Source organism: Prevotella sp. lc2012 (assembly GCF_900107065.1).
Taxonomy (GTDB): domain Bacteria; phylum Bacteroidota; class Bacteroidia; order Bacteroidales; family Bacteroidaceae; genus Prevotella.
This window is the reverse complement of record NZ_FNUF01000001.1, coordinates 55,465-81,280: the sequence shown is the minus strand read 5'-3', so window position 1 is coordinate 81,280 and position 25,816 is coordinate 55,465. Positions and strand designations below refer to the sequence as shown.

The window sequence follows — 25,816 nt, the reverse complement described above, 5'->3', positions numbered from 1 at the left end:
CCCTACTCTTTGTTAGGGAATTTCCTTGTGTTTTGAGCATACAATGGTCTATATTTGCCATACGAACTTAAAACAACGAAGAATTATGAACAGAATTACGAGAAACGTGGCAGTTGCCACTTTAGTGCTGACACTCAGCGCGTGTGGGTCATACAAGAGTGTGGCAAACTATACAAGTCGTATCGAACCAGGCATGACCATAGATGAGGTCAGTCTGGTCGTCGGCAAGACCGACTATCGCAGTTTCGAGGGTAATACAGAACGATGGGAGTACCGCTCGCGTGACAATTATGGTGATTTTGACGTGGTAATCGTGGAGTTCGTCGACGGTCGTGTGGTGGCGATGGACTCGTTCCATGAGGTACACCCGAAATTCCCGGAACCGAAGAAAGACAAATAAGGGCAGTGTGAAGGGTGCCACAGAGACGGGCTGAGGAAGAAAAATCATGCTTTCTTCTTTATTTTCAAGAATTTGTGGTACCTTTGCACGCGATTATGGAGAATAACAGCATTTTACAGAAGCTCGACGGACTGGAGGCTCGCTTCGAGGAGGTATCGACCCTGATTACCGACCCCGACGTAATTGCCGATCAGAACCGTTTCGTGAAGCTCACCAAGGAATACAAGGATCTGGGCGACATCATGGATGCCCGTAAGCGTTACATCGCCTGCCTGAACGGTATCAAGGAGGCCAAGGATATCCTGGCCAACGAGACCGACCCGGAGATGAAGGAGATGGCACGCGAGGAGTTGGCCGCTAACGAGGAACTGCAGCCAAAGCTTGAGGAGGAGATCAAGATCGCCCTCATACCAAAGGATCCTGAGGACGCGAAGAACGTACAGATGGAGATTCGTGCAGGAACGGGCGGCGACGAGGCTTGTCTGTTTGCCGGCGACCTGTTCAAGATGTACAAGAGCTACTGCGACTCGAAAGGGTGGCAGCTCTCGATCACCAGTGTGTCGGAGGGTGCTGTCGGCGGTTTCAAGGAGATTGACTTTGCCGTCTCAGGTGCCGACGTCTATGGCACCTTGAAATATGAGTCAGGCGTGCACCGTGTACAACGTGTGCCTGCTACCGAGACACAGGGACGTATGCACACCTCGGCTGCCACGGTGGCTGTGCTGCCCGAAGCAGATAAGTTCGAGGTACACGTGAACGAGGGTGAGATCAAATGGGATACCTTCCGTAGCTCGGGTGCCGGTGGCCAGAACGTGAACAAGGTGGAATCGGGTGTGCGTCTGCGCTATATGTGGAAAAACCCTAACACCGGCGAGACAGAGGAGATACTCATCGAGTGTACGGAGACGCGTGACCAGCCGAAGAACAAGGAGCGCGCCCTCTCACGTCTGTACACCTTCATCTACGACAAGGAGCATCAGAAATACATGGACGATATTGCATCGCGCCGTAAGAGTCTGGTGTCGACGGGTGACCGTAGTGCTAAGATCCGTACGTACAACTTCCCTCAGGGTCGTGTGACAGATCATCGCATCGGCTATACCACCCACGACCTGCAAGGATTCCTCGGTGGTGACATTCAGGGAATGATCGATGCCCTGACAGTGGCCGAGAATGCGGAGCGCATGAAGGAGAACGAGTTGTAGTTCAGAGTTGAGAATTCAGAGTTATAGATATATGACCAGACAAGAACTGATAGAACAGATACGGGAGAAACAGAGTTTTCTCTGCGTGGGACTGGATCCGGACATTAAGAAGATTCCGGCATTTATCCATGAGGAGTGTAAGGCGAAACTTCAGGAGGGCGAGGACTACGACGAGGCTGTGGCTTTGTACGTGTTCAACCAACTCATCATCGATGCGACAGCCCCTTACTGTGTGGCTTACAAGCCCAACCTGGCCTTCTACGAGTCGTTGGGCGCCAGTGGCATCATCTCCTACGAGTTGACCGTTCAGTACATCAAAGAGAACTATCCCCATCATTTTATCATCGCCGACGCCAAGCGCGGAGATATCGGCAACACATCGGCCATGTATGCCCGTACGTTTTTCGAGGGTGAGTCGCAGGTCGATGCTCTGACCGTCGCTCCTTATATGGGTGAGGACAGTGTATCGCCGTTCCTAGGTTACGAAGGCAAGTGGGTGATCTTGCTGGCGCTGACATCAAACAAGGGATCGCACGACTTCCAACTGACGGAAGACAAAGAGTCGGAACGTCTGTTCGAGAAAGTGCTGAAGGTGTCGCAACAATGGGGCACCGACGAGAATATGATGTATGTCGTGGGTGCAACTCAGGGAAGGATGTTCGAGGATATCCGTAAGGTGGTGCCCAACCACTTCCTGCTCGTGCCGGGCGTCGGAGCCCAGGGTGGCAGTCTGCAGGAGGTATGCCAATACGGCATGACCAAGGACTGTGGTCTGCTGGTGAACTCTTCACGCGGTATCATCTATGCCTCCAACGGTGAGGACTTCGCCGAGGCGGCGGCCGCTGCCGCGAAGAAGCTCCAACAGGAGATGGCAGAAGAATTGAAAAAGAAAGGGTTCTGAAATTTCAGAACCCTATTTTATTTCTCCCTTCCTTTGATTCTCGAGCGCATGCTTCTGACCGACGTGCGTTTCACGTTCAGAGCGGCAGCGATGGCTTCGTCGTCGTAATGCAGGTCGTCCTGCATGATGAGGAAGATATACTGTGCCGTAGAGAGACCACTGTACTTGCGCCCCCACTCCTGCCAGCGCTTCGGACGCAGTTGGGCGAAATAGTCCACCAAGCACTGCTGCTCTTTGGCCGTGGCGTCGGCGATGCTCTGGCGTTGCTGCAACTGGTTGAACATCTGTGTACCCACCAACAACGTGTTCGAGATGCGTTCCATACGACTCTCCAACTCTTCCTTCAACCGCGCCATCTCTTGTCCATTCTGTTCGCCGCTCCTCTCTTGCTGCTCGATCTTCGTGCGCAGTTCACTGATGCGTTGCGTGTCCACATCCAACTGGCAACTCAGGCGGTGCACCCGCCTGCGATGCCACCATGTACCGAGAGTAATGGCCAGCGCCACCACAACGATCAAGAAGATCGTCAGTGCCTGCATCCTCGTCGTCCGGCGATAGTATTCCTTCGTTTGTCGCACCTCGTCGAACCGTTGCTGCCACTCAACCATCTGCATGGTCTGATTCACGTATTTCATGGAGTCGTTGTACGCTTTTACTTGTTGCCGTGCCTCTGAAGCCCTTTCTTGATGGCCCGTCAACTCATATAGCTCGGAAAGAAGATCCAGGCATTCCATACGCGTCTTCTGGTCGCTCCCTTCCATTCCCATCTCCACCTCAGCCAGTCGGATAGCCATCTCATATTTCCCTTGGATCTTACGGATACGAGCCAGAGTCAGGAAGCCAATATTCTCGTAGGATTCTGTCTCCTCCCATTTCTTCACATAGGCAACGGCCTTCCCCATATCCCCTCTCTCCTGATAGATGGATGCAGCCCTTGCATAAACGTCGGACAACAGATATGAATAACCAACATCCTGACTGGATTCTGATACCATACTAACCATCAACTTTGTCTCACGGGCAAATGAAAGCAGTTGGGGATTGATTGCCTTCTCTATATAAATACATGCGCTGTCCTTCTGTCCGATGTCTGCATGAGCCGTGGCACAATCCATAAGACTCTTGATAATCTTCATGCTGTCATTGAGTTCGATACTGCTGTCCAGTCTCTTATGTGCATACCTCAGGATCTGCGGATGGTTATTGAAAATCTCATTGACAAAATACAGCATGCCATAGACCCGACTCTTCAGCTCCTTGTCGTCGGCATGCTCCGAAATGAACTCCGCCATTTTGAAGTCCTTAATGGCATCGGTATTCATGCCATACCTGGCCATTCTAATGGCACCACGGTAATAATAGGCGCGACCACGGTGCCAATCGTCACCATGTTGGTTGTAATAGGCGATGCTGGCGGATATGAGTGAGTCGTCTTCCACCTTCTCAGACAACTTATAGGCCACCATCGTTCTCAGTAGTCCGTATTCTGCCTGTTCCTTCTCTGTCAGGGCATCCGTCCCTACCCTTGCCAGAATAGTCTTTGCATCTTGCGGTTTGGTTTCTATCTTTTCCCAGGCCTGCCTCAACAGCGGGTGACGCCAACCGGTGCATCCAACCGTAATAGCCACGACGGCGAGTATCATGAATAGTCTCTTCATATAGATTGTTATTTGTCTGCAAAAATACGGCTATTTCGTCACATGAGCAAGTCTTTTTCATGGTTTTCGCATTCTTTGCCCGTCCCTCTCAGTCACTTTATTCACCGTCACGATTTACGCATCCTGCTTATTGTCAGACAATTAGGACCAAACAACATGCAACACCACCTATGTCGATTTTCCGTTCAAATGCTTGCATGGTTCACATCTTCATCCTAACTTTGCTATCGGATTATTCAAAAACCAATCATTACAAAACGTAGAACTATGAACAAGAAAATCTTATTATTTCTTATTAGTATGGCATCATTCGTGTCGTGTTCAGACAAAAGTGGTGCAGAATTTGAGGTGTCTCTTGAGGGACAGCTTGTAAAAATGGACATAAATAAGGGATTATGGCCCAAATGGATGTTGGGGGACAACATCTATGCCCGGGATCAAGACTGGAGTATTTATTCCGGTAAAATGACAAGGACAGAATGGCAGAAAGCAGAAAAGATATTAGTAAAGGGGCATGGGCAAAACGAGTTCGGCTGTATGGATCTATCGCAAGACAATCATGGAGCAATATATGTTATTGATCACCCTGAGATTGATGAAACTGTTTTTGAATCGACTTTAGCCACATTGACGAAGATACCTCACACAGACAACCATTCTACTTTTAAAGATCCGACAAAATGGGAAAGATACGACCTCAGGCAAATGCCTCGTTTTTACCAAGGTGGTACTACATTTGTAGTATTATCCGATTCTACTCTTCTCTTGATAGGAGCACCTGAAGACGATTTACGCCACGTGCTCGCAACCGTAAACTTTAAGAACCAGACGGTCACTCCGCTTGACTATTGGCCCAATGATAGTACGCCAGAGGTTTTGACTGAGGAAAAGTGGGCAGTGTACACCGAAGGTGGTGTTGCAGATAATGGAAAAGGCAGATTTCTGTATTGGGGTGATTCTGGAAAGCTTGCTTTTATCTTTACTATTGATGGAAATAAAACAAATATCCTAAACTATATATATTCTGACCATCTCCCAATCCCTGTGATTGATAAAACGCTGTCAACCGAGCGCATACATTGCTGCGCAGATAATGACAGGATTTACTTGCTTTATAAGCATTCCAACAGCAAGGGCGAGATCATGGAGGAATTTGATATGAAGGCCCCCTTTCCGTGGGGTAATACAGTAGAGGTGTATGACTGGGATGGCGTCAAGCAACACATCATTCATCTTGATAAGTTTGGACAAGAGATTATGTTATCCAAGGATGGTAAGACCCTTTACCTATATTCAGATTTTATCGATGATGAGACTGATCCATATATTTACTCATACGATTTAAGTTCTCTATACTAAACTCTAATAAACAAGGTTATGAACAAGAAAGATATTATGGTTGCGATTTATTCAATCGCTGGTGCATTACTCTTTTGTGCTTGCACGCAAACATCCAAAAACACGACAGATTCCCCAATAGAATCAGAACAGGAAGCAGTCGATACGTTGCATATTCTGGAGGTGGGAGAGAAAGCCGTTGATGCCGAACTTTTCGACATGCAAGGCAACAAACATCGCCTATTTGAAGCCTTCGCCGATGGTCGTTATGTGCTGCTCAACTTCTGGACTCTCCATTGTGGCGTGTGCCGGAAGGCTGAGCCGGAACTGCAGGAGGTCTATGACCGGATGAAGAGCAAACTGGAAATCGTTTCCATCAACTTGGATTCGATCTCAGAATGGCAAGGACATGAATTGAGCAAGAAGATTGTCTGGAAGAACTGGAACGACGGTAAGAGATTCAAACAAGGAGGTGTCAAGAGCCATTACTACGACTTTAATGCCGCACCCTTTTACGTCTTATTGTCGCCCGATGGTCGTATCCTTTGGGAGCAGACAGGTTATGGCCCAGGAAGTTTCCTTGGAATTGCCGAGGCTCTGAATGGTCCCAAGCAAGACAATTATTCAAATCCAAATCTGGCCATCAGGAAAGTTAAGACCAGCACTAATGGTACCGCCATCAGTTTCCGCGTTTATATAAGAAAAGGCTTATGGTTCAATATTTCCCGCGATTCCTACCTCACTGCCAACGGCAAGAAATACGAACTGACAGCAGCCGACGGAATCAAACTCGATGAGGATGTCACGCCCCAGGTTAAAGCATATACCGTAAGGGAAAAATTTGGCGATGACATTAACTATTGCGATTTCACGCTTACCTTTGAGCCATTCGACACCCTCCCCACCTCTTTCGACTTTATGACGGACGACGGCGAGGACGAAGACGTCATAGTCATTGGAAATGTTTCCATAAAATAACCAGTCATGAAGAAGCGAACCATCATCACCTGCCTGTTCGTAATGATCGCGATGACGGGACAAGGACAAATAACATGTCACGTTGAAGGCATATTGGATACTGATGCGTGGGGAGATGACATCATCATCTGTGAGGAAGGAACTGATCTTCGAGTGATTGACGAACCACGCTTTCACATACATGCCATAGATGGACGCTTTACCTATGATATTGAAACGGATTTCCCCAGACTCTACAACGTGTTCTTCCTAAATCAATTTAAGACAGGAAAATTTTATGTAGGAAAGTTTCTTACTGAGAATTGTGATGTGAATGTAACGATGTATGAAGACCAACCAATGCGTGTTATTAGTAATGGTGAGGAAGGGCGAAAACAACAAGTGAGAGACAGCATAGAACAAATACACTGTGGAAACTCCCCGAAAGAGAGACTTCCGTTCCGTTTGAACTATGCAAAAGAGCATCCTATGCTATGTACGCTCTACGATGTGCTTGATGCTATCCATACGCTCTGTCATGCCAGCATATACACCGATTTCGACGCATCGCAGTGGGAGGCATATCTGACATTGTATCATGACAAATTGGTTGACATGTATCCAGATCATCCAATCCATGAGCAGATCGCTACGGTTGAGGCTGCCTATCGTTTGCAACCTGGCAAACCTTATATCGATTATAACGTTCGTAATAATGACGGTCAACTCGTGCCTATCTCTACAATGATAAAAGGAAAAGTTGCTCTTGTTGACCTTTGGGCTTCATGGTGCGGTCCATGCCGTCGGCATAGTATTGCTATGACTCCAATCTATGAACGATATAAAGACCAAGGCTTTACTGTAGTGGCTATTGTTCGCGAACGAAATCGAGATGCTCTGGAGAAGGCGGTAAAGAAAGACGGATATCCGTGGATATGTCTGTTAGAATTGAACGACGAAAACCAGATCTGGCGTAAAAACGGTATTGACAGAAGTGGCGGTGCTATGTTCCTAATCGATTGTGACGGTACTATCCTTTCCACCTCAACCAATGCCGAAGAACTGGAGTCACTTATCTATAAATCACTAAACAATAAACAACTATGAACAAGAAGACTATCATTACGATGATGCTTGCCCTCGTCACCATGACAGGACTGGCACAAACAAAGACAGCAACCATCACTGGTTATTCACCCGCAATGAAAGACGGAACGTTGGCTTTAGCCTATGTAGGCGACAACGAGTTGCCTGCGACAATAGACACAGTGCAAAATGGGCGCTTCAGTTTGACCGTTCCCGTAGAGGAATTTACCAAGAGCTATATCTTTCTCGAAGGTGAGGGCAGTCCCAACAGTTCACGTCTTATATGGCTGAGTCCCGGTGTAACCGTGAAAATGACGGGTAATGATTATCTCATCCCCATATGGAAGGTAGAGAGTCCAATTCCCGAACAACAGACAGAGGATCGCCTGATAGAACAATGCCGTGACGTGCTGGCAGAATTATTGAAGTTGAATTCTGACCGCGCACCATGGGAAAAGCGGGGACCTGTCGAAATAAAGCGAAGAAAAATGGAGATGGATATCCTGCCATCATTGCCCGTAGATGCGGCCTCAATCAATAAACTGGAAGACATTTCCATAGATGTGAAAAGCATCAATATCACCCATAATAATAGCTTTCCATACATGGAGCAGCTAAAGGAACTGGAGAAGTCTATGGCTGCCCGTGCGCCGAAAGGGTTTGAAGAGCAACTGGCAGAGATACATGCCAATATCTATCCACCACATGTTCTACAGGTAGGCGAAGAGATCGTCGATGTCGAGCTGTTCGACATGCGAGGAGAGAAGCATCACCTTGCTGAGGTTTTTGGACAGGACAACCGATATGTTCTGCTTGACTTCTGGAATCTTGGATGTGGCCCTTGTATACAATCTGAGCCTGAGATAAGAGAGGTCTATGAGAAAATGAAAGGGAAACTGGAAATCATCAGCATCAATGATAATAATCTCTCTGCGTGGCAGAATCATGCCTTCAGTAAGCGCATCGTCTGGAAGAACTGGAACGACGGTAAGAAGGGTAAGGGCATCAACAGCCTATACTGCGACATTAACGCCTGGCCTTATTTTGTTCTTATCTCACCTGACAAACGTATCGTCTGGAAGGGCATGGGCTATATTCCCGGATCCTTCATGGGTCTGGCCGAGGGTCTCAACGGTCCCAAACAAGACAACACTTCCTACCTATCCCTCGCCATTCGGAAAGTGGATGCCAGCGCCAGCGGCACCACCGTCAGCTTCCGTTATTACAGTCCCAAGATCTATGGGTTCGGAATGTCCAAAGATGCCTATCTGGAGGCCAACGGTAAGAAGTACAGACTGACGGCAGCCGACGGTATCAAACTCGACGATACAAACTATACGCAGGTGAAGGCCTCAGAAGCGACAGAAGGGCTTCTGAAAGACCTCTTCTACACAGACTTCACACTCACCTTCGAGCCGTTCGACACCATGCCATCTACCTTCGACTTCAAGGAGGGTGATGAGAAAGGCGACTTCGTCGTCCGCCATGTCTCTTTGGAATAACAGCATCATATTGACATATTATTCTCTCTCTTATCAGAATGCCCCCGGAAGCTCTATCATACTTCCGAGGGCATTATTTCTCTAAGGACTATCTTCTTAGTTGCTCAAGCCGCTCATATTCCTCTTTCGTCAGTCGGAGGAACGAGCCGTGCTGCGGTCGACTGACGCCCTCGATATTCTGAGGGGAATGGAAATTACGCATATATTGGTCGGCCCGACAAAGACGGTAGTTCTTCGGGTTCGAGGAGTATTCGATATAACCGATCACCCACGTGGAGTCGCCCACCAGTTGGAAGGCAGAAACACCCTCGCATTTTTTGTTGCCTTCGAAGTTCACATAGTCGTCCTCGACAGGCTCACTCCACGGTCCCATCAAGGCCGGTGCAGTGGCCGTGAACAGCCCAGGCTGTCCCCCCTCCTTCTTGATCATCATGTGCCACTTCTGGTCAGCGGTCACCCAGTTGATGTCGGCATCGATGGTGGCATAGCCCCAGTCGAAGAGCAGACGGGGCTGCGTAAGTGTGGTAAACGACTCGTCGGCATATGAGTAATACATACGGTCGTAGGCCTCCTCGCCACGGTTCCACATCGAATAGTAGACCATATAACCGCCTTTCCGTCCATCGGGCCACTGGTAGTCGGCATCCCACATGATCTGCGGCGCCCACACACGGTTGATCGTGCTCCAGTTCCGGTACACGCTCTCGGCCTCAGGATCAGAGAAGATGGCCGTTCCCTTCCGGTAGTCGAAGGTGGTGGACTGCCAGTGGATGAGATCATCGCTCGTCAACAGATCGATGCCATAGTTATCCCATGTGGCGGCCTTACCCAACAGGTCTCTGGCCCCCACATTCATATCAGTGCACACCATCAGATAGCCTGAGCCGTCGTGCTTCCTACATACAAAGGCGTCGCGGGTGGCCCCCTCTATCCGGGCATGTTCAGCATCACTGAAGATGGAGTCGCCATCCAACAGGTCGTGATAGTGGAAACCGTCACGACTCAGGGCATAGGCTGTCCACGCCCGTCCGCGATCGTTCATGTGACAATAGAGATAACCATAGTCGCCTTTCTGCAGATTACCCTTGGCAGTTTGCGACCAGACAGCGGGACAGCACAGTGCCCCCAGCAGTGTCATCAAAAGAATTCGTTTCATGTGATATTTGTCGTTAGTTTGTTTTTGACGCCAAAGTTACGACATTTATTTGGAATATAAGGATTTTTATAGTACCTTTGCGCACGAAATAACAATTATTACGTTTTTATCATCCAAGAAGTGAGCGACGTCAAGATTATCAACGACCCCGTGTTCGGGTTCATCAAGATTCCCAAGGGACTGCTATACAGTATTGTAGAACACCCCCTGTTCCAACGTCTGAACCGTATCAACCAACTGGGTCTCGCCTCGGTGGTCTACCCCGGTGCCCGGCATACACGCTTCCAGCATTCGTTAGGCGCCTTCCACCTGATGAGCGAGGCTATCGTATCGCTCCAGCAGAAGGGCATCTTCATCTTTGAGTCGGAGGCGGAGGCCGTACAGGCCGCCATCCTGATGCACGACATCGGGCATGGACCGTTCTCGCATGTGCTGGAGAACACGCTCTTCCGTGGTATCACCCACGAGGATATCTCACTGATGATGATGGAGGAAATCAACCGCGACTTCAACGGACAATTGAACCTGGCCATTGCCATCTTCAAGGGCGAGTACCCGAAGGACTTCCTCCACCAACTCATATCGAGCCAGTTGGATATGGACCGTCTCGACTATCTGCGGCGCGACTCCTTCTATACGGGTGTGACAGAAGGAAATATCGGTTCGGCTCGTATCATCAAGATGCTCAACGTCGTAGACGATGCCCTGGTGGTGGAACAGAAGGGAATCTACTCGTTGGAGAACTACCTGACCACCCGACGACTGATGTATTGGCAGGTGTACCTGCATCGTACCTGTGTGGCTTATGAGAAGGTACTCATCAAACTGCTGACACGTGCCAAGGACCTGATCGCTGCAGGGCATAAGCTCTTCGCCACGCCCTCGCTCCTGTACTTCTTGGAGAACGATGTGGACAAAGAACGGTTCTGTGGCGACGAAGAGGCGCTGAAGCATTACGAAAACCTCGACGACAGCGATATCTGGAGTGCTATGAAGGTGTGGCGACAGTCGGACGATAAGATCCTCGCCACGCTGGCCGCCGACATGCTCGACCGACATATCTTCAAGGTGGAGGTCTCAGAGAATCCTATCAGTGAGGAGCGGATCCATGAGTTAGCCACCACCATCGCCCGTGAGATGGGTATCTCCGAGGCCGATGCACAGCGCTACATGATCAGCGTGAATCCCATCCAGAAAGACATGTATAATGTTGATGACGACAGTATCTCAATACTTTACAAGAACGGGGATATCAAGGATATCTCCGAAGCATCGGAATTGCTAAATGTTCAATTACTTTCTAAAAAAATAAGAAAATATTATCTTTGTTATCAGCGAATTGAATAATTTTTGCTATCTTTGCACAATTAATTAAGAACATACTTAAAAATTATGGAGTTTACAGCCAAGCAAATTGCCGAATTCATACAAGGCAGAGTGGAAGGCGACGAGAATGCCGCCGTGCACACCTTTGCCAAGATTGAGGAGGGAGTGCCGGGAGCCATTTCCTTCTTATCGAATCCCAAATATACCCACTACATCTACGAGACCCAATCAAGCATCGTCCTTGTCAATGAGGATGTTGAGTTGGAGAAACCCGTCAGCGCTACGCTCATCCGTGTGAAGAACGCCTATGAGAGCGTGGCCAAGTTGCTACAGCTCTATGAGTCGATGAAGCCTAAGAAGACTGGCATCGACCCGACAGCCAGCGTATCGTCTAAGGCCACCATCGGTAAGGATGTCTATATCGGTGCTTTCGCCGTCATCGGCGACGGAGCCACCATCGGCGACGGCACACAGATCTATCCCCATACCGTCATCGGCGACGGGGTGGCTATCGGTGCCGGTTGTCTCCTCTACCCTAACATCACCGTTTATCAGGGTTGTAAGATTGGGAACAACGTCACCATCCATGCCGGTAGTGTGATCGGAGCTGACGGCTTCGGCTTTGCACCGAATACAGAGGGCTACGAGAAGATTCCACAGATTGGTATCGTGGTGATCGAGGACAATGTGGAGATTGGCGCCAACACCTGTATAGACCGTTCGACGATGGGACAGACCATCATCCGTAAGGGTGTGAAGTTGGATAATCTGATTCAGGTGGCCCACAACTGTGAGGTCGGCGAGAACACGGTGATGTCGGCTCAGGTGGGTATGGCTGGTTCCACGAAGATCGGTGCCTGGTGCATGGTTGGCGGACAGGCCGGTTTCTCCGGTCATATCCAGATTGCCGATAAGACTTTCGTTGGTGCCCAGAGCGGTGTCATCAAGAACACCAAGGGTAACGGTGAGGCCCTGATCGGTTCGCCGGCCGTTGACCCGAAGCTCTTCTTCAAGGCGAGAGCCATCGACGCGAAACTGCCCGATATGTACAAGCAGATTGCTGCCCTACAGAAGGAGATCGACGCTATCAAGGAAAAGATGGGCGCAGAATTATGAAGACTGAAAATTTGAAGATATGAAGCAGAAAACACTGAAAGGCAGCTTTTCACTGTTCGGAAAAGGACTGCACACGGGGTTGAACCTGACAGTAACATTCAATCCGGCACCCGAGAACACAGGATACAAGATACAGCGTATCGACCTGGAAGGTGAGCCGGTGATTGATGCCATCGCAGAGAATGTGGTGGACACACAACGTGGTACGGTGCTCGGCAAAGGCGAGGCCCGTGTGTCAACGGTAGAGCACGGTCTCTCGGCACTCTATGCCCTCGGCATCGACAACTGCATGATCCAAGTGAACGGACCGGAGTTCCCGATCCTCGACGGTTCTGCCATCCAGTATGTGGATAAGATTCGGGAGGTGGGCATTGAGGAACAGAACGCACCGAAGGACTACTATATCATCCGAAAGAAGATTGAGGTGAAGGACGACAAGACCGGTTCGTGCATCACCATTCTCCCAGATGACGCGTTCACCATCACAGCGATGTGCTCCTTCGAGTCGAAGTTCATCAACAGTCAGTTTGCGACTCTCGACAACCCTTACGACTACGACAAGGAGATTGCCAGTGCCCGCACATTCGTCTTTGTACGTGACATCGAGCCACTGCTTCAGGCCAACCTCATCAAGGGTGGCGACTTGGACAATGCCATCGTCATCTATGAGCGCCAGACCACACAGGAGCGCCTCGATATGCTGGCAGACATGTTGCACGTGGAGCATCGCGACGCCACCGACCTGGGATATATCCAGCACAAGCCCCTGCAGTGGGAGAACGAGTGCACCCGTCACAAACTGCTCGACATCATCGGTGATATGGCCCTTATCGGCAAGCCTATCAAGGGACGTATTGTGGCCACCCGTCCTGGTCACACCATCAACAATAAGTTCGCTCGTCTGATGCGCAAGGAGATTCGTAAGCATGAGATCCAGGCGCCTATCTACGACCCGAATCAGGAGCCGGTCATGGACGTGAACCGCATCCGTGAACTCCTGCCCCACCGTTATCCCATGCAGTTGGTCGACAAGGTCGTCGAGCTCGGCGCCACCACTATCGTCGGTATCAAAAATATCACCGCCAATGAGCCGTTCTTCCAGGGACACTTCCCGCAGGAGCCTGTCATGCCCGGTGTGCTCCAGATCGAAGCGATGGCACAATGCGGAGGACTGCTCGTACTGAACACGCTAGAGGAGCCGGAGCGCTGGTCGACCTACTTCATGAAGATCGACGACGTGAAGTTCCGTCAGAAGGTGGTTCCCGGTGATACGCTCATCTTCAAGGTGGAGTTGCTCGCACCCGTACGTCACGGTATCTCCTCGATGAAGGGCTACGTATTCGTAGGCGACCACGTAGTAAGCGAGGCCACCTTCACCGCCCAGATCGTAAAAAATAAATAAAGCTCAAAGTAAGAATATGGCTAATCAGATACATCCTTTAGCTGTTGTTGACCCTGAGGCTAAGCTTGGTGACAACAATATCATCGGTCCTTTCTGCGTGATCGACAAGAACGTGGTGATAGGCGACAACAACAAGCTATATAACGGTGTGACGCTCCACTTCGGAGCACGCATCGGCAACGGCAACGAGATCTTCCCCGGTGCCAGCATCTCCACCAAGCCCCAGGATCTGAAGTTCCAGGGCGAGGAGACTACCTGTGAGATTGGTGACAACAACTCCATCCGTGAGAATGTGACCATTAGCCGAGGTACAGCCTCAAAAGGTAAAACCGTGGTGGGTAATGGTAACCTGCTGATGGAGAACATGCACATCGGTCACGACTGTGTGATTGGCAACGGTTGTATCATCGGTAACTCGACGAAGTTTGCCGGTGAGGTAATCGTCGACGACTTCGCCATCATCTCGGCCTGCTGTCTGTTCCACCAGTTCCTGCACGTGGGCGGCTACATCATGTTCCAGGGCGGCTCACGCACCTCACAGGATATTCCTCCCTATGTCATCGCAGGTAAGGAGCCTATCCGCTATGCCGGTGTGAACCTGGTCGGTCTGCGCCGCAGAGGATTTTCGAACGAGACCATCGAGGCCATCCATGACACCTACCGCATCATCTATGGCCATGGCATCATGAAGGAAGGTGTGGCAGAGGCCCGCGCCAAATACCCCGACGTGAAGGAAGTAGATTATATCTGCTCGTTTATCGAAAGTTCCAAGAGAGGTGTCATCCGCTAAGACGCTGATTGTCATCACAGGGCCGACGGCTGTAGGCAAGACTACCTTGTGTCTCGACATCGCCCAGTACTTTGGCATTCCCATCATCAATGCTGACTCAAGGCAGATATACAAGGAACTGAAGATCGGCACGGCGAGTCCTACCGACGAACAACAGCAATTTGTACCCCACTACTTTGTGGGTTCGCTCTCGCTGAACGACTATTATAGTGCTTCGCTCTTTGAACAACAGGTGTTGGAGATTCTCGACGACGAATTCCGTACGCATGGCCTTGCTCTGATGACGGGAGGCAGCATGATGTATATCGATGCCGTGTGCGACGGTATTGACGATATCCCCACAGTGGACGATGAGACACGGGAGACGCTGAAGAAGCGTCTGGCTGATGAAGGACTCGAGCCCTTGTTGGAGGAACTGAAGGCACTGGACCCGGAATACTACGCCATCGTGGACCGTCAGAACCCACGACGGGTGGTGCACGGACTGGAGATCTGTCTGATGACAGGTAAGACCTATACCTCGTTTAGAAAACGAGAGGCTGGAGAAAGGAGAAAGGAGCGTCCGTTCCGCATCGTGAAGATCGGTCTGAACCGACCGCGCGAAGAGCTCTACGCCCGTATCAACCAACGTGTGGATCAGATGATGCAGGACGGTCTGCTGGAGGAGGCCAAGCGTCTCTACCCCATGCGACAGATGAACGCACTGAACACGGTAGGCTACAAGGAGCTCTTCGACTATCTCGACGGGAGATGGTCTTTGGAGGAAGCCGTGGAACGTATTAAGGGCAATACCCGCCGTTATGCCCGAAAACAACTCACTTGGTATAAGAAGGATGAAAGTATCAGATGGTTTCATCCCGACCAGGAAAAAGAAATAATCGACTTAATATCTCAGAACTATGGTTAACGTATCAGGAAACGACATGTACGCTTGGACAAAACGTATCATACAGAAGACTATACAGAAAGTGAAAGATTTCTGGACATGGTACAAGCAACTCTATCGGGGGAAACCTTGGTATCTCAAGACCCTGACGGTCATCGTTTCGCTGATCGTGGCGTTCTTCCTCTATCTGGGTGCCGTAGACATCAACTTCCTATGGCTCTTCGGTAAGTCGCCATCCATGTCAACCATCAAGCACAAACGTCCCAGTCAGGCATCGGAAATTTACAGTGCCGATAACGTGATGATCGGTAAGTTCTTCAGTGAGAACCGTACCCCTGTGAAGTTCGACGAGGTGAACCCGGTATTCTGGAAAGCCTTGGTCGACACAGAAGACGAGCGTTTCTTCCATCATCACGGCATCGACTACACCGCCTTTGCTGCTGTACTGAAAGAGTATGTCCTCCACCACGATGCCCGTGGTGCCTCGACGATCACCCAACAGTTGGCCAAGAACCTGTTCCGTACGCGTTCAGAGTATTCCACCGGCCTGTTGGGCTATATCCCCGGTCTGAAGATGCTCATCATGAAGAGCAAGGAATGGATCACGGCCTATAAGCTGGAGTTCTTCTTCACGAAGGAGGAGATTCTCACGCAGTATGCCAATACCGTGGATTTCGGTTCCAATGCCTTTGGCATCAAGACAGCTTGTAAGACATACTTCGGCTGTTCGCCCAAGGAGCTGACAACCGAGAATGCTGCCATACTCGTGGGTATGCTGAAGGCTACCACCTATTATAATCCGCTGATCAATCCGGAGAACTCCCTGAAGCGTCGTAATATCGTACTGGATCTGATGAGACAGCACGGCGATCTGACGGAGGCTGAGTGCGACTCGCTGAAGCAGTTGGACATCAAACTCGACTACAGTGTGGAAACAGCCTACGACGGACAGGCCAACTATTTCCGCGAGGCTGTTGCCAACAGTCTGAAGGAGTGGTGTAAGGACAACGGCTACGACCTCTATACCGACGGCCTGAAGATCTACACGACCCTCGATACCCGCATGCAGAAATATGCCGAGGCGGCAGCCACCAAACAGATGTCGCAGGTACAGAAGACCTTCAACAGTCACTGGGGTAGCACCAACCCTTGGCAGGATGAACGGCATGTGGAAATAGCACATTTCATTGAGGATATCGCCAAGCGCCAGCCAGTATACAAATACCTGTCGAAGAAATACGACGGCAATGAGGACTCCATCAGTCACTACCTGAACCTGCCGCACCCTGTGAAGGTGTTCGACTATGAGAAGGGACTGGTTGAGAAGCAGTTGTCGACGATGGACTCCATCCGTTATATGGTCCGCTTCATGCACTGCGGTTTCGTGGCTATGGAACCAGAGACAGGTCATGTGAAGGCCTGGGTAGGCGACATCGACTTCAACTCGTGGAAATACGACAAGGTGACGGCCATGAGACAGCCAGGCTCTACGTTCAAGCTCTTCGTCTATGCCGAGGCCATGAACCAGGGACTAACGCCTTGTGATACCCGCAAGGACGAGTATTTCTCCATGAAGGTGATGGATCACGGTCAGGAGGTGACATGGGCACCCACTAATGCTGACGGTCGTTTCTCTGGGGCTGACATCACCCTGAAACAAGCCTTCGCCATGAGTATCAACTCCGTGGCCGTCCGTCTGGGACAGGAATGTGGTATCGAGCGCATCGTCAAGACTGCACACGACATGGGTATCAAGAGTGAGCTGAACGCCACTCCTTCGCTCGCCTTAGGATCGAGCGACGTCAACCTTCTGGAGCTGGTAAATGCGTACTGCACACCGATGAACGACGGAAAGGCCCACGACCCTGTCCTTGTGATACGTATCCTCGACCGCGACGGCAAGGAGATCTATACAGCGCCCACTGAACAAAAACAGGCCATCCCCTACCGGAGTGCGTATCTCGTACAACAGTTATTGGCTGGTGGTATGAGCGGCACCAGTTCGCGTCTGATGGGATTTGTGGGCCGCCATGCCAGTGACACGGACTTCGGCGGTAAGACCGGAACATCCAACAACCACTCCGACGCCTGGTTCGTCGGTGTCAGTCCAAAGTTGGTGGTCGGTGCGTGGGTAGGCGGTGAATACCGTAGTATTCATTTCCGTACAGGACAGTTAGGACAAGGAAACCGAACGGCTCTACCGATCTGCGGCTACTTCCTACAGTCGGTGCTCGATGATCCTGCCTTCAAGCGTTACCACGGTAAGTTCGCAGCACCTAAGGATGCTAGTCTGACACCCGACATGTACAGTTGCGGTGGTTACTTCAAGGCCCCGGCCGATTCCGATTCTATCGGTGTGGACACCCTGGCCCTCGACATGAGGGATGGTGAGGACATTCTGCTCGACGATTTCGGCAATCCGCTGCAGCGTCCGGTCAAGACACCAGAGCCCGACGAGGTCGACAACACACCTGCTCCTCAGCAGAACAATGAGGCCACAGAAGAAAAGAAACATATTTAGGTGTATGGAGCTTGACCTCGACAACAAGGAATGGCAAGATGCCCTACAGATTATTAACTATACCCGTCGCTCGCTCTTTCTAACCGGAAAGGCAGGGACGGGTAAATCTACGTTCCTACGTTACGTCGCGGCCAACACCAAGAAAAAACATGTCATATTAGCCCCGACAGGTATTGCCGCCATCAATGCCGGCGGCACCACACTCCACAGTTTCTTCCGCCTCCCCTTTCATCCGCTCCTACCCAACGACTCCCGCTTCAGCTACCGCCATATCAAAGAGACCCTGAAATACACGGGGGCACAGCGGAAACTCATCCGTGAGGTGGAACTCATCATCATCGATGAGATCAGTATGGTACGCGCAGACATTATTGATTTTATAGACAAGGTTCTACGCATATACACGCGCAATCCGGAACCGTTCGGTGGCAAACAACTCCTGCTCGTGGGCGACATCTATCAGTTGGAACCGGTCGTGAAAGATGAAGACCGACAACTGCTCCAACCATTCTATCCAAGTGCTTATTTCTTTAATGCCAAGGTATGGCAGCAGATGCCTATCGTCTCGATAGAACTGCGCAAGGTGTATCGTCAGAGCGACGATGCATTTATTGCCATCCTCGACCGCATCCGCACGAATACTGCCACCGCCGCAGATCTTCATGCGCTCAACACAAGGGTTAGACCTACCCCCAGCCCCTCCCCACGGGAAGGGAGTGAGGGCGGGCTCCTTATCACCATCGCCACACGGCGTGATATCGTCGACTATACCAACGAACGGCATCTCGCCGCCCTCGACGGTGATCCCTCTATCTTCTACGGTACCATCAAAGGTGATTTCCCTGAGACATCACTCCCCACCCCGATGGAACTACAGCTCAAGCCCGGTGCACAGGTAATCTTTATTAAGAACGACAAAGACAAGCGTTGGGTAAACGGCAGTCTTGGCATCATCGATTATATCGATGAGGAAGAAGGTATCATCGGCATCGTCAATGAAGAGGGTGTGGAGTATGACGTGGAACGCGAAATATGGGAGAACATGCGCTATACCTTCAACGAAAAGGAACAGAAGATCGAAGAGGAGCTGATGGGCACATATACCCAGTTTCCTATTCGTCTGGCATGGGCCATCACCGTCCATAAGAGTCAGGGACTGACATTCAACCAGGTAAGCATCGACTTTGGAGGGGGTGGCGCCTTCGCTGGCGGTCAGACCTATGTCGCTCTCTCACGCTGTACCTCACTCGACGGCATCACCCTCAAGGCACCATTACGTCAATCAGACATCTTCGTTAGAAGCGAGGTGGTGCAGTTTGCAAACCACTATAACGACCAACGACTGATAGAACAAGCCATGCAGGAAGGTAAGGCAGACCGCGAATACCATGATGCCATCACAGCCTTTAACCAAGGAGACTTCGGAGCATTTCTGGATCATTTCTACAAAGCCATCCACAGCCGCTACGACATCGAGAAGCCTCATATTAAACGTTTTATCCGTCGGAAACTGGAAATTATCAACCGTCAGAAGGCAGAGCTCATCCAACTGAAAGAGCAGATACATGCGAAGAACGAACAACTGAAACGTTTAGCGGCCGAATACACGATCCTTGGACGGGAATGTGAGCATGAGCACATGACCGATGCAGCCATCCGAAACTATCAGAAAGCATTGGAACTCTATCCCGATGCCAACGATGCGAGAAGAAGACTGAAGAAACTACAAAAACAGTAAGGATAGAGACTTGATAATAGTCGTTTAATATTATTTAAAACACGATAGTTATTCTTCTCTAAAAATCAATCGTTTGCGCATATATAAATGTTAAAGCATGGTAAAATATGGCCATGTGCACCCACACAGATGATTTTGTTTAAAAAAAATAAGGAAAAATTTTGGCGATATCAAAAAAAACGTTACCTTTGCAACTGTTATCCTGAAAACAATCTTTTTACCTTAGAAAACTAATACCTATTGAAGATATGGAGCGATCACTTGCGAAAGTCGTCGCTTTATTTTTTGTCCGCCCGCATTATGTTAAACTTTCCTAAATCTAATCGCATTAAACCATATTCAATGTCTAATGTTCGATAAAAGTTTGTACCTTTGCGCCCGATTTATCCCGTTGGGGCTCAGACAAGTGTGCACGGACGTGTGCCGCCTCGCGGAGAAAACCCCTAAATACAATAATAATATAATGTACGCAATTGTAGAAATTCAGGGTCAGCAGTTTAAGGCAGAGCAGGGTAAGAAGCTCTTCGTGCACCACATCAAGGATGCCGAGGCCGGTAAGACTGTTGAATTTGACAAGGTACTGCTCGTAGATGCTGACGGTGCAGTGAAGGTAGGTGCACCGACCGTAGAGGGTGCAAAAGTAGTATGTGAAGTAGTGAACCCACTGGTAAAGGGCGACAAGGTCATCGTGTTCAAGATGAAGCGTCGTAAGGACTCTCGCAAGCGCAATGGTCACCGTGAGCAGTTCACTGAGGTAGAAATCAAGTCAGTAATCGCTTAAAACGTAGGAGGAACAAGAAATGGCACATAAAAAAGGTGTAGGTAGTTCTAAGAACGGCCGTGAGTCAGCAGCTCAGCGACTTGGCATCAAGATCTTCGGTGGTCAGCAGTGTCTCGCAGGTAACATCATTGTTCGCCAGCGCGGTACCAAGCACAACCCCGGTAACAACGTAGCTATTGGTAAGGACGATACGCTTTACGCTCTCGTTGATGGAACTGTTGAGTTCCACAAGGGAAAGCGCGACAAGAGCGTTGTCTCTGTTATTCCAAACGCAGAGGCTTAAGACCAACAAATAACACTTATTCCAAACAAACAACAGAAATCCCATTTCTCATAAGAGATTTGGGATTTCTGCCTTTTTTGTTTGTTTCTTTGGTTTTGCAGTATTATATTTGCGACTTTGCCGTCTAAGACGGTGAAGATACTCTCATTCGGCAAAAAAAGAAACAAGTTTCTTTGTTTTTGCGCTCATTTATTCGTATCTTTGCAGCTAAAAGAGATTATAATCATTAAAATACGTATTTTGACATGTTAACACTCAAACTCATCAATGAGGAAACCGAGCGCGTGATCCGCGGCTTGGAAAAGAAACACTTTACTGGAGCTAAGGAGGCCATAGACCAAGTGCTCGCCATCGACAAGAAGCGTCGCGAAGCACAACAGGAGCTCGACAAATGCCTAAACGAGCAGAAGCAGTTGTCCGGCCAGATTGGTCGGCTCATGAAAGAGGGCAAGAAAGACGAGGCAGAGCAGGTGAAGGCTCAGGTGTCTCAGCTGAAAGAGAAATCGAAAGATCTGGACGAGGCTATGGCCAAAGCTCAGGAAGAGATGACCGCCATGCTGTGTCAGATTCCGAATATCCCCTACGACGAGGTTCCTGAGGGAAAAGCCGCTGAGGACAACCGTGTCGTGAAGAGCAACCTGAAAGAGTGCACCGACAATGATACGGTAGGCAACTGGGATGTGAACCCCTCACTGGGTATCGCCAATCCCCTGCCCCATTGGGAGCTCGCTAAGAAATATAATCTAATCGACTTCGATCTTGGTGTAAAGATCACGGGTGCCGGATTCCCGGTATATATCGGTAAGGGTGCCCAACTGCAGAGAGCCCTCATCAATTTCTTCCTTGACGAAGCCCGCAAGGCTGGTTACACAGAGATCATGCCTCCGACGGTGGTCAACCAGGCATCTGGTTATGGTACTGGTCAACTGCCTGACAAAGAAGGGCAGATGTATCATTGTGAGATTGACGATTTCTATCTGATTCCGACAGCAGAGGTTCCCGTCACGAACATCTACCGTGACGTCATCCTTGACGAGGCTCAGTTGCCTATAAAGAACTGCGCATACACACAGTGCTTCCGTCGTGAGGCCGGCAGCTACGGTAAGGACGTACGCGGTCTGAACCGTCTGCATGAGTTCTCAAAGATTGAGATCGTACGCATCGACAAGCCCTCCCACTCTAAGGAGAGCCACAAGGAGATGCTAGCACATGTCGAGGGACTGCTGAAGAAGCTGGAGCTCCCTTACAGGATCCTGCTGCTTTGCGGTGGCGATCAGAGCTTTACTAGCGCCATCTGCTATGACTTTGAGGTTTACTCCGAGGCCCAGGGCCGTTGGCTTGAGGTCTCGTCTGTCTCGAACTTCGACACCTATCAGGCTAACCGTCTGAAGTGCCGCTACCGTAATGCTGAGACTAAGAAACCCGAGCTTTGTCATACGCTCAACGGTTCTGCTCTCGCTCTGCCACGTATCGTGGCCGCTATTCTGGAGAACAACCAGACAGAGGAAGGCATTCGCATCCCGAAGGCCCTCATACCTTATTGCGGTTTTGATATCATCAACGACAAATAATTCTAACCACATACCATTACTAAACAAAGACCGATATGAACAAGATTGTAAGAAAAGAACAATTCTCTGAAAACGTTTTTCTTTTCGAGATCGAAGCTCCACTGATTGCGAAGAGCCGTAAAGCAGGTAACTTCGTTATTGTGCGTGTAGGCAAGAAAGGTGAGCGCATGCCGCTGACCATCGCTGCTGCAGACATTGAGAAAGGTACCATCACCTTGGTGGTGCAGAAGGTGGGGCTCTCTAGCCAAAAACTATGTATGCTCAATGTAGGCGACTACGTCACTGACGTGGTTGGTCCTCTGGGTAATCCTACGAAGATCGAGAAATACGGTACAGTCGTATGTGCAGGTGGTGGCCTTGGCGTGGCTCCCATGCTCCCCATCATCCAGGCGTTGAAGGCAGCAGGAAACCGTGTGCTTTCCGTAATGGCCGGCCGTTCAAAAGATCTCATCATACTCGAGGATAAAGTTCGTGAGAGCTCTGATGAAGTCATTATCATGACCGATGACGGCAGCTACGGTGAGAAAGGTGTTGTCACCGTCGGCATGGAGAAGTTCTTCGAACAGGAGCATGTTGACAAGGTGTTCGCTATCGGTCCCCCAATCATGATGAAGTTCTCGAACCTCACGGCACAGAAGCACAATATCCCCTGTGAGGTATCGCTGAACACCATCATGGTAGACGGTACAGGTATGTGCGGTGCCTGCCGACTCACCATCGGAGGCAAGACCAAGTTCGTATGTATTGATGGGCCAGAGTTCGATGGTGCATTGGTCGATTGGGACGAGATGTTCAAGCGTATGGGCACCTTCAAGCGTGAGGAGCAGGAAGAGTTAGCTCACTTCGAAGAGCATCTGGACGAGAACAACTCTCAGCCTCTCTCAGAAGGGAAAGGAACAGCTGTTTCTGCCAAGGGTCATGATGATTCATCCTCACAGAGAGGCAAAGGAGAAGAATCTCTCGATGTCTTGACCAACCGTGATGCCGAGTGGCGCAAGGAGCTCCGTGCTTCGATGAAGCCCAAAGAGCGCACACAGATAGAACGTGTTGTCATGCCAGAACTCGATCCCGTATATCGTGCCACAACGCGTACTGAGGAAGTTAACATCGGGCTCACCAAGGAAATGGCCATGACAGAGGCCAAGCGTTGTCTTGACTGCGCTAAGCCCAGTTGTGTAGAGGGTTGTCCTGTGAACATCAATATCCCGTCGTTCATTAAGAACATCGAGCGTGGAGAGTTCCTGGCTGCTGCCAAGGTACTGAAGAGCACCTCAGCCCTACCCGCTGTCTGTGGTCGTGTTTGTCCGCAGGAGAAGCAGTGTGAGAGCAAGTGTATCCATCTGAAGATGAACGAACCCGCTGTGGCTATTGGCTATCTGGAGCGTTTCGCTGCCGACTTCGAGCGTGAGAGCGGAAATATCTCTCTGCCTGAGATTGCCCCTGCCAATGGTATTAAAATTGCAGTCGTAGGCTCTGGTCCTGCGGGACTGAGCTTCGCTGGTGACATGGTGAAGAAAGGCTACGACGTATACGTGTTCGAAGCCCTGCACGAGATTGGCGGTGTGCTGAAGTATGGTATCCCCGAGTTCCGTCTGCCCAACAAGATCGTGGATGTTGAGATTGAAAATCTCGCCAAGATGGGTGTTCACTTCCAGACCGACGTCATCGTTGGCAAGACTATCAGCGTAGAACAGTTGGAGGCACAAGGCTTCAAAGGTATCTTTGTAGGCTCTGGTGCCGGTCTGCCCAACTTCATGAATATCCCTGGTGAGAACAGCATCAACATCATGTCGTCGAACGAGTATCTCACACGTGTGAATCTGATGGATGCTGCCAATCCTACCACCGACACCCCATTGAACCCCGCCAAGAGCGTGCTCGTAGTGGGTGGTGGTAATACCGCTATGGACTCTTGTCGTACGGCTAAGCGTCTGGGTGCTGATGTAACACTTGTCTATCGTCGTTCAGAGGTAGAGATGCCTGCCCGTCTCGAGGAGGTGAAGCATGCCAAGGAAGAAGGTATCAAGTTCCTGACACTGCATAATCCGATTGAGTATATCGCCGATGAGCAGGGCGCAGTTAAACAAGCCGTACTTCAGGTGATGGAGCTTGGCGAGCCAGATGCATCAGGCCGCCGTAGTCCTGTCCCCGTTGAGGGAAAAACCGTCACACTCGATGTCGATCAGGTCATCGTCGCTGTTGGCGTATCCCCCAACCCACTCGTGCCAAAGAGTATTGAGGGCTTGGAATTAGGCCGCAAGAACACCATTGTCGTCAACGAAGCCATGCAGTCATCTCGCACAGAGATCTTCGCCGGAGGTGACATCGTGCGCGGTGGTGCCACAGTGATCCTCGCCATGGGCGACGGTCGCCGTGCAGCCTTGAACATGGATAAGCATCTTCGTGGAGAAGCTTAATCAGAATAAAGAGTACCGTCGCCTTGAGCACCGTTTAAAAGAGCGGTTCATCAAGGCGATGGTTGCTTATCATCTGATAGAAGATGATGATCATATCCTCGTGGGACTATCCGGTGGCAAGGACTCGCTCCTGCTGACGGAACTCTTAGCGAAGCGCGCTAAGATCAGTCACCCACGATTCGAGGTAGAAGCCCTACACGTAAGGATGGATAACATCCATTACGAGACGGACACCAGCTATCTGCAACAGTTCTGCGATGACCTAGGGGTGAGGCTCCATGTGAGAACAACCCGCTTTGAGATCGATGCTGTTGAGCAAGCAACTGCGGCACAGCAGTCCACAGAAACCACCGCTCGCCTGCGCAAGCAGAAGCAGCCCTGTTTCCTCTGTTCATGGAACCGTCGTAAGATCATGTTCAACCTCGCTCAAGAACTGAGTTGTAATAAGATAGCCTTGGGTCACCATCAGGACGACATTATTCACACTGCTCTGATGAACCTCACCTACCAAGCCCGTTTCGCCACAATGCCCGTGAGTCTGAAGATGCGAAAGATGCCGCTGACCATCATCCGTCCGTTGTGTCTGATTCCAGAGACCGACATCAAGATATGGGCAGAGATGCAGGGATATCAGAAACAGCAGAAGCTCTGTCCCTACGAGACCTACTCGCATCGCACGGACATCAAACAACTATACGATGCACTCGAGCAGATGAACCCTGAGGTACGTTACAATATCTGGGGAGCTCTCGAGGCCGACAACAAACTTATGGAGGAATAGA

At 50.1% G+C, this 25,816-nt stretch carries 21 protein-coding genes; 19 read left to right on the top strand and 2 right to left on the bottom strand.

Features of this window, described 5'->3' with window-relative positions; all coding sequences use genetic code 11:
* Window positions 1–85 precede the first annotated feature (85 nt).
* From BLU99_RS00340 to pyrF, 3 genes are all read left to right on the top strand, one after another.
* Window positions 86–400 carry a hypothetical protein gene (locus tag BLU99_RS00340; protein WP_091899207.1) on the top strand — a complete coding sequence of 105 codons (315 nt, stop codon included), beginning with the start codon at window positions 86–88 and terminating at the stop codon, window positions 398–400.
* A gap of 92 nt (window positions 401–492) precedes the next feature.
* Window positions 493–1,605: a peptide chain release factor 1 gene (gene prfA / locus BLU99_RS00335; protein WP_091899893.1), complete on the top strand. Its 1,113-nt coding sequence runs from the start codon at window positions 493–495 to the stop codon at window positions 1,603–1,605.
* Window positions 1,606–1,636: 31 nt separating this feature from the next.
* Complete coding sequence (gene pyrF / locus BLU99_RS00330) at window positions 1,637–2,506, top strand: orotidine-5'-phosphate decarboxylase (protein WP_091899206.1); 870 nt, start codon at window positions 1,637–1,639, stop codon at window positions 2,504–2,506.
* 17 nt (window positions 2,507–2,523) lie between these two features.
* On the opposite strand, the gene BLU99_RS00325 is transcribed toward pyrF, so the two are convergent.
* Complete coding sequence (locus BLU99_RS00325) at window positions 2,524–4,164, bottom strand: tetratricopeptide repeat protein (protein WP_091899205.1); 1,641 nt, start codon at window positions 4,162–4,164, stop codon at window positions 2,524–2,526.
* A 267-nt stretch (window positions 4,165–4,431) separates the two neighbouring features.
* On the opposite strand from BLU99_RS00325, the gene BLU99_RS00320 reads away from it, so the two are divergent.
* From BLU99_RS00320 to BLU99_RS00305, 4 genes are read left to right on the top strand one after another with little or no spacing between them, the layout of a single operon-like run.
* A complete protein-coding gene (locus BLU99_RS00320) occupies window positions 4,432–5,523 on the top strand; it encodes a hypothetical protein (protein WP_091899204.1) in 1,092 nt (363 codons plus the stop codon).
* Between the two features lie 18 nt (window positions 5,524–5,541).
* Window positions 5,542–6,480: a TlpA family protein disulfide reductase gene (locus BLU99_RS00315; protein ID WP_091899203.1), complete on the top strand. Its 939-nt coding sequence runs from the start codon at window positions 5,542–5,544 to the stop codon at window positions 6,478–6,480.
* 6 nt (window positions 6,481–6,486) lie between these two features.
* Window positions 6,487–7,566, top strand: a complete 1,080-nt coding sequence (locus BLU99_RS00310; RefSeq protein WP_091899202.1) for a TlpA family protein disulfide reductase — start codon at window positions 6,487–6,489, stop codon at window positions 7,564–7,566.
* The gene (locus BLU99_RS00305; RefSeq protein ID WP_091899201.1) at window positions 7,563–9,047 is read left to right on the top strand and encodes a thioredoxin-like domain-containing protein; all 1,485 of its coding nucleotides are present in this window, start codon (window positions 7,563–7,565) and stop codon (window positions 9,045–9,047) included. The genes BLU99_RS00310 and BLU99_RS00305 overlap by 4 nt, the downstream gene beginning before the upstream one ends.
* Window positions 9,048–9,135: 88 nt before the next feature.
* On the opposite strand, the gene BLU99_RS00300 is transcribed toward BLU99_RS00305, so the two are convergent.
* Window positions 9,136–10,203, bottom strand: coding sequence for a glycoside hydrolase family 43 protein (locus BLU99_RS00300; RefSeq protein WP_091899200.1), 1,068 nt, complete (start codon window positions 10,201–10,203; stop codon window positions 9,136–9,138).
* 120 nt (window positions 10,204–10,323) lie between these two features.
* Between BLU99_RS00300 and BLU99_RS00295 the strand changes: the two genes are divergently transcribed.
* From BLU99_RS00295 to BLU99_RS00240, 12 genes are all read left to right on the top strand, one after another.
* Window positions 10,324–11,550, top strand: coding sequence for an HD domain-containing protein (locus tag BLU99_RS00295; RefSeq protein WP_091899199.1), 1,227 nt, complete (start codon window positions 10,324–10,326; stop codon window positions 11,548–11,550).
* Window positions 11,551–11,595: 45 nt separating this feature from the next.
* On the top strand, window positions 11,596–12,645 hold the full coding sequence (lpxD, locus tag BLU99_RS00290) for a UDP-3-O-(3-hydroxymyristoyl)glucosamine N-acyltransferase (RefSeq protein ID WP_091899198.1): 1,050 nt from the start codon (window positions 11,596–11,598) through the stop codon (window positions 12,643–12,645).
* A 19-nt stretch (window positions 12,646–12,664) separates the two neighbouring features.
* Window positions 12,665–14,047 (top strand): bifunctional UDP-3-O-[3-hydroxymyristoyl] N-acetylglucosamine deacetylase/3-hydroxyacyl-ACP dehydratase, encoded by a 1,383-nt coding sequence (locus BLU99_RS00285; protein ID WP_091899197.1) that lies wholly within the window; start codon window positions 12,665–12,667, stop codon window positions 14,045–14,047.
* 16 nt (window positions 14,048–14,063) lie between these two features.
* Complete coding sequence (gene lpxA, locus BLU99_RS00280) at window positions 14,064–14,837, top strand: acyl-ACP--UDP-N-acetylglucosamine O-acyltransferase (protein ID WP_091899196.1); 774 nt, start codon at window positions 14,064–14,066, stop codon at window positions 14,835–14,837.
* Complete coding sequence (miaA, locus tag BLU99_RS00275) at window positions 14,824–15,744, top strand: tRNA (adenosine(37)-N6)-dimethylallyltransferase MiaA (RefSeq protein WP_091899195.1); 921 nt, start codon at window positions 14,824–14,826, stop codon at window positions 15,742–15,744. Before lpxA ends, miaA begins: the two co-directional genes overlap by 14 nt.
* 16 nt (window positions 15,745–15,760) lie before the next feature.
* Window positions 15,761–18,244 (top strand): transglycosylase domain-containing protein, encoded by a 2,484-nt coding sequence (locus BLU99_RS00270; protein WP_091899892.1) that lies wholly within the window; start codon window positions 15,761–15,763, stop codon window positions 18,242–18,244.
* A 4-nt stretch (window positions 18,245–18,248) separates the two neighbouring features.
* Window positions 18,249–19,982 (top strand): ATP-dependent DNA helicase, encoded by a 1,734-nt coding sequence (locus BLU99_RS00265; protein ID WP_176770997.1) that lies wholly within the window; start codon window positions 18,249–18,251, stop codon window positions 19,980–19,982.
* 463 nt (window positions 19,983–20,445) lie between these two features.
* Complete coding sequence (gene rplU, locus BLU99_RS00260; protein ID WP_091841744.1) at window positions 20,446–20,763, top strand: 50S ribosomal protein L21; 318 nt, start codon at window positions 20,446–20,448, stop codon at window positions 20,761–20,763.
* A 19-nt stretch (window positions 20,764–20,782) separates the two neighbouring features.
* Entirely contained in the window at window positions 20,783–21,046 is a 264-nt protein-coding gene (rpmA, locus tag BLU99_RS00255) for a 50S ribosomal protein L27 (RefSeq protein ID WP_091899193.1), read from the top strand.
* Window positions 21,047–21,291: 245 nt separating this feature from the next.
* On the top strand, window positions 21,292–22,617 hold the full coding sequence (gene serS, locus BLU99_RS00250; protein WP_091899192.1) for a serine--tRNA ligase: 1,326 nt from the start codon (window positions 21,292–21,294) through the stop codon (window positions 22,615–22,617).
* Window positions 22,618–22,652: 35 nt separating this feature from the next.
* The gene (locus tag BLU99_RS00245; RefSeq protein WP_091899191.1) at window positions 22,653–25,034 is read left to right on the top strand and encodes a bifunctional dihydroorotate dehydrogenase B NAD binding subunit/NADPH-dependent glutamate synthase; all 2,382 of its coding nucleotides are present in this window, start codon (window positions 22,653–22,655) and stop codon (window positions 25,032–25,034) included.
* A complete protein-coding gene (locus tag BLU99_RS00240) occupies window positions 25,021–25,815 on the top strand; it encodes a PP-loop family protein (RefSeq protein WP_091899190.1) in 795 nt (264 codons plus the stop codon). Before BLU99_RS00245 ends, BLU99_RS00240 begins: the two co-directional genes overlap by 14 nt.
* Window position 25,816 lies beyond the last annotated feature (1 nt).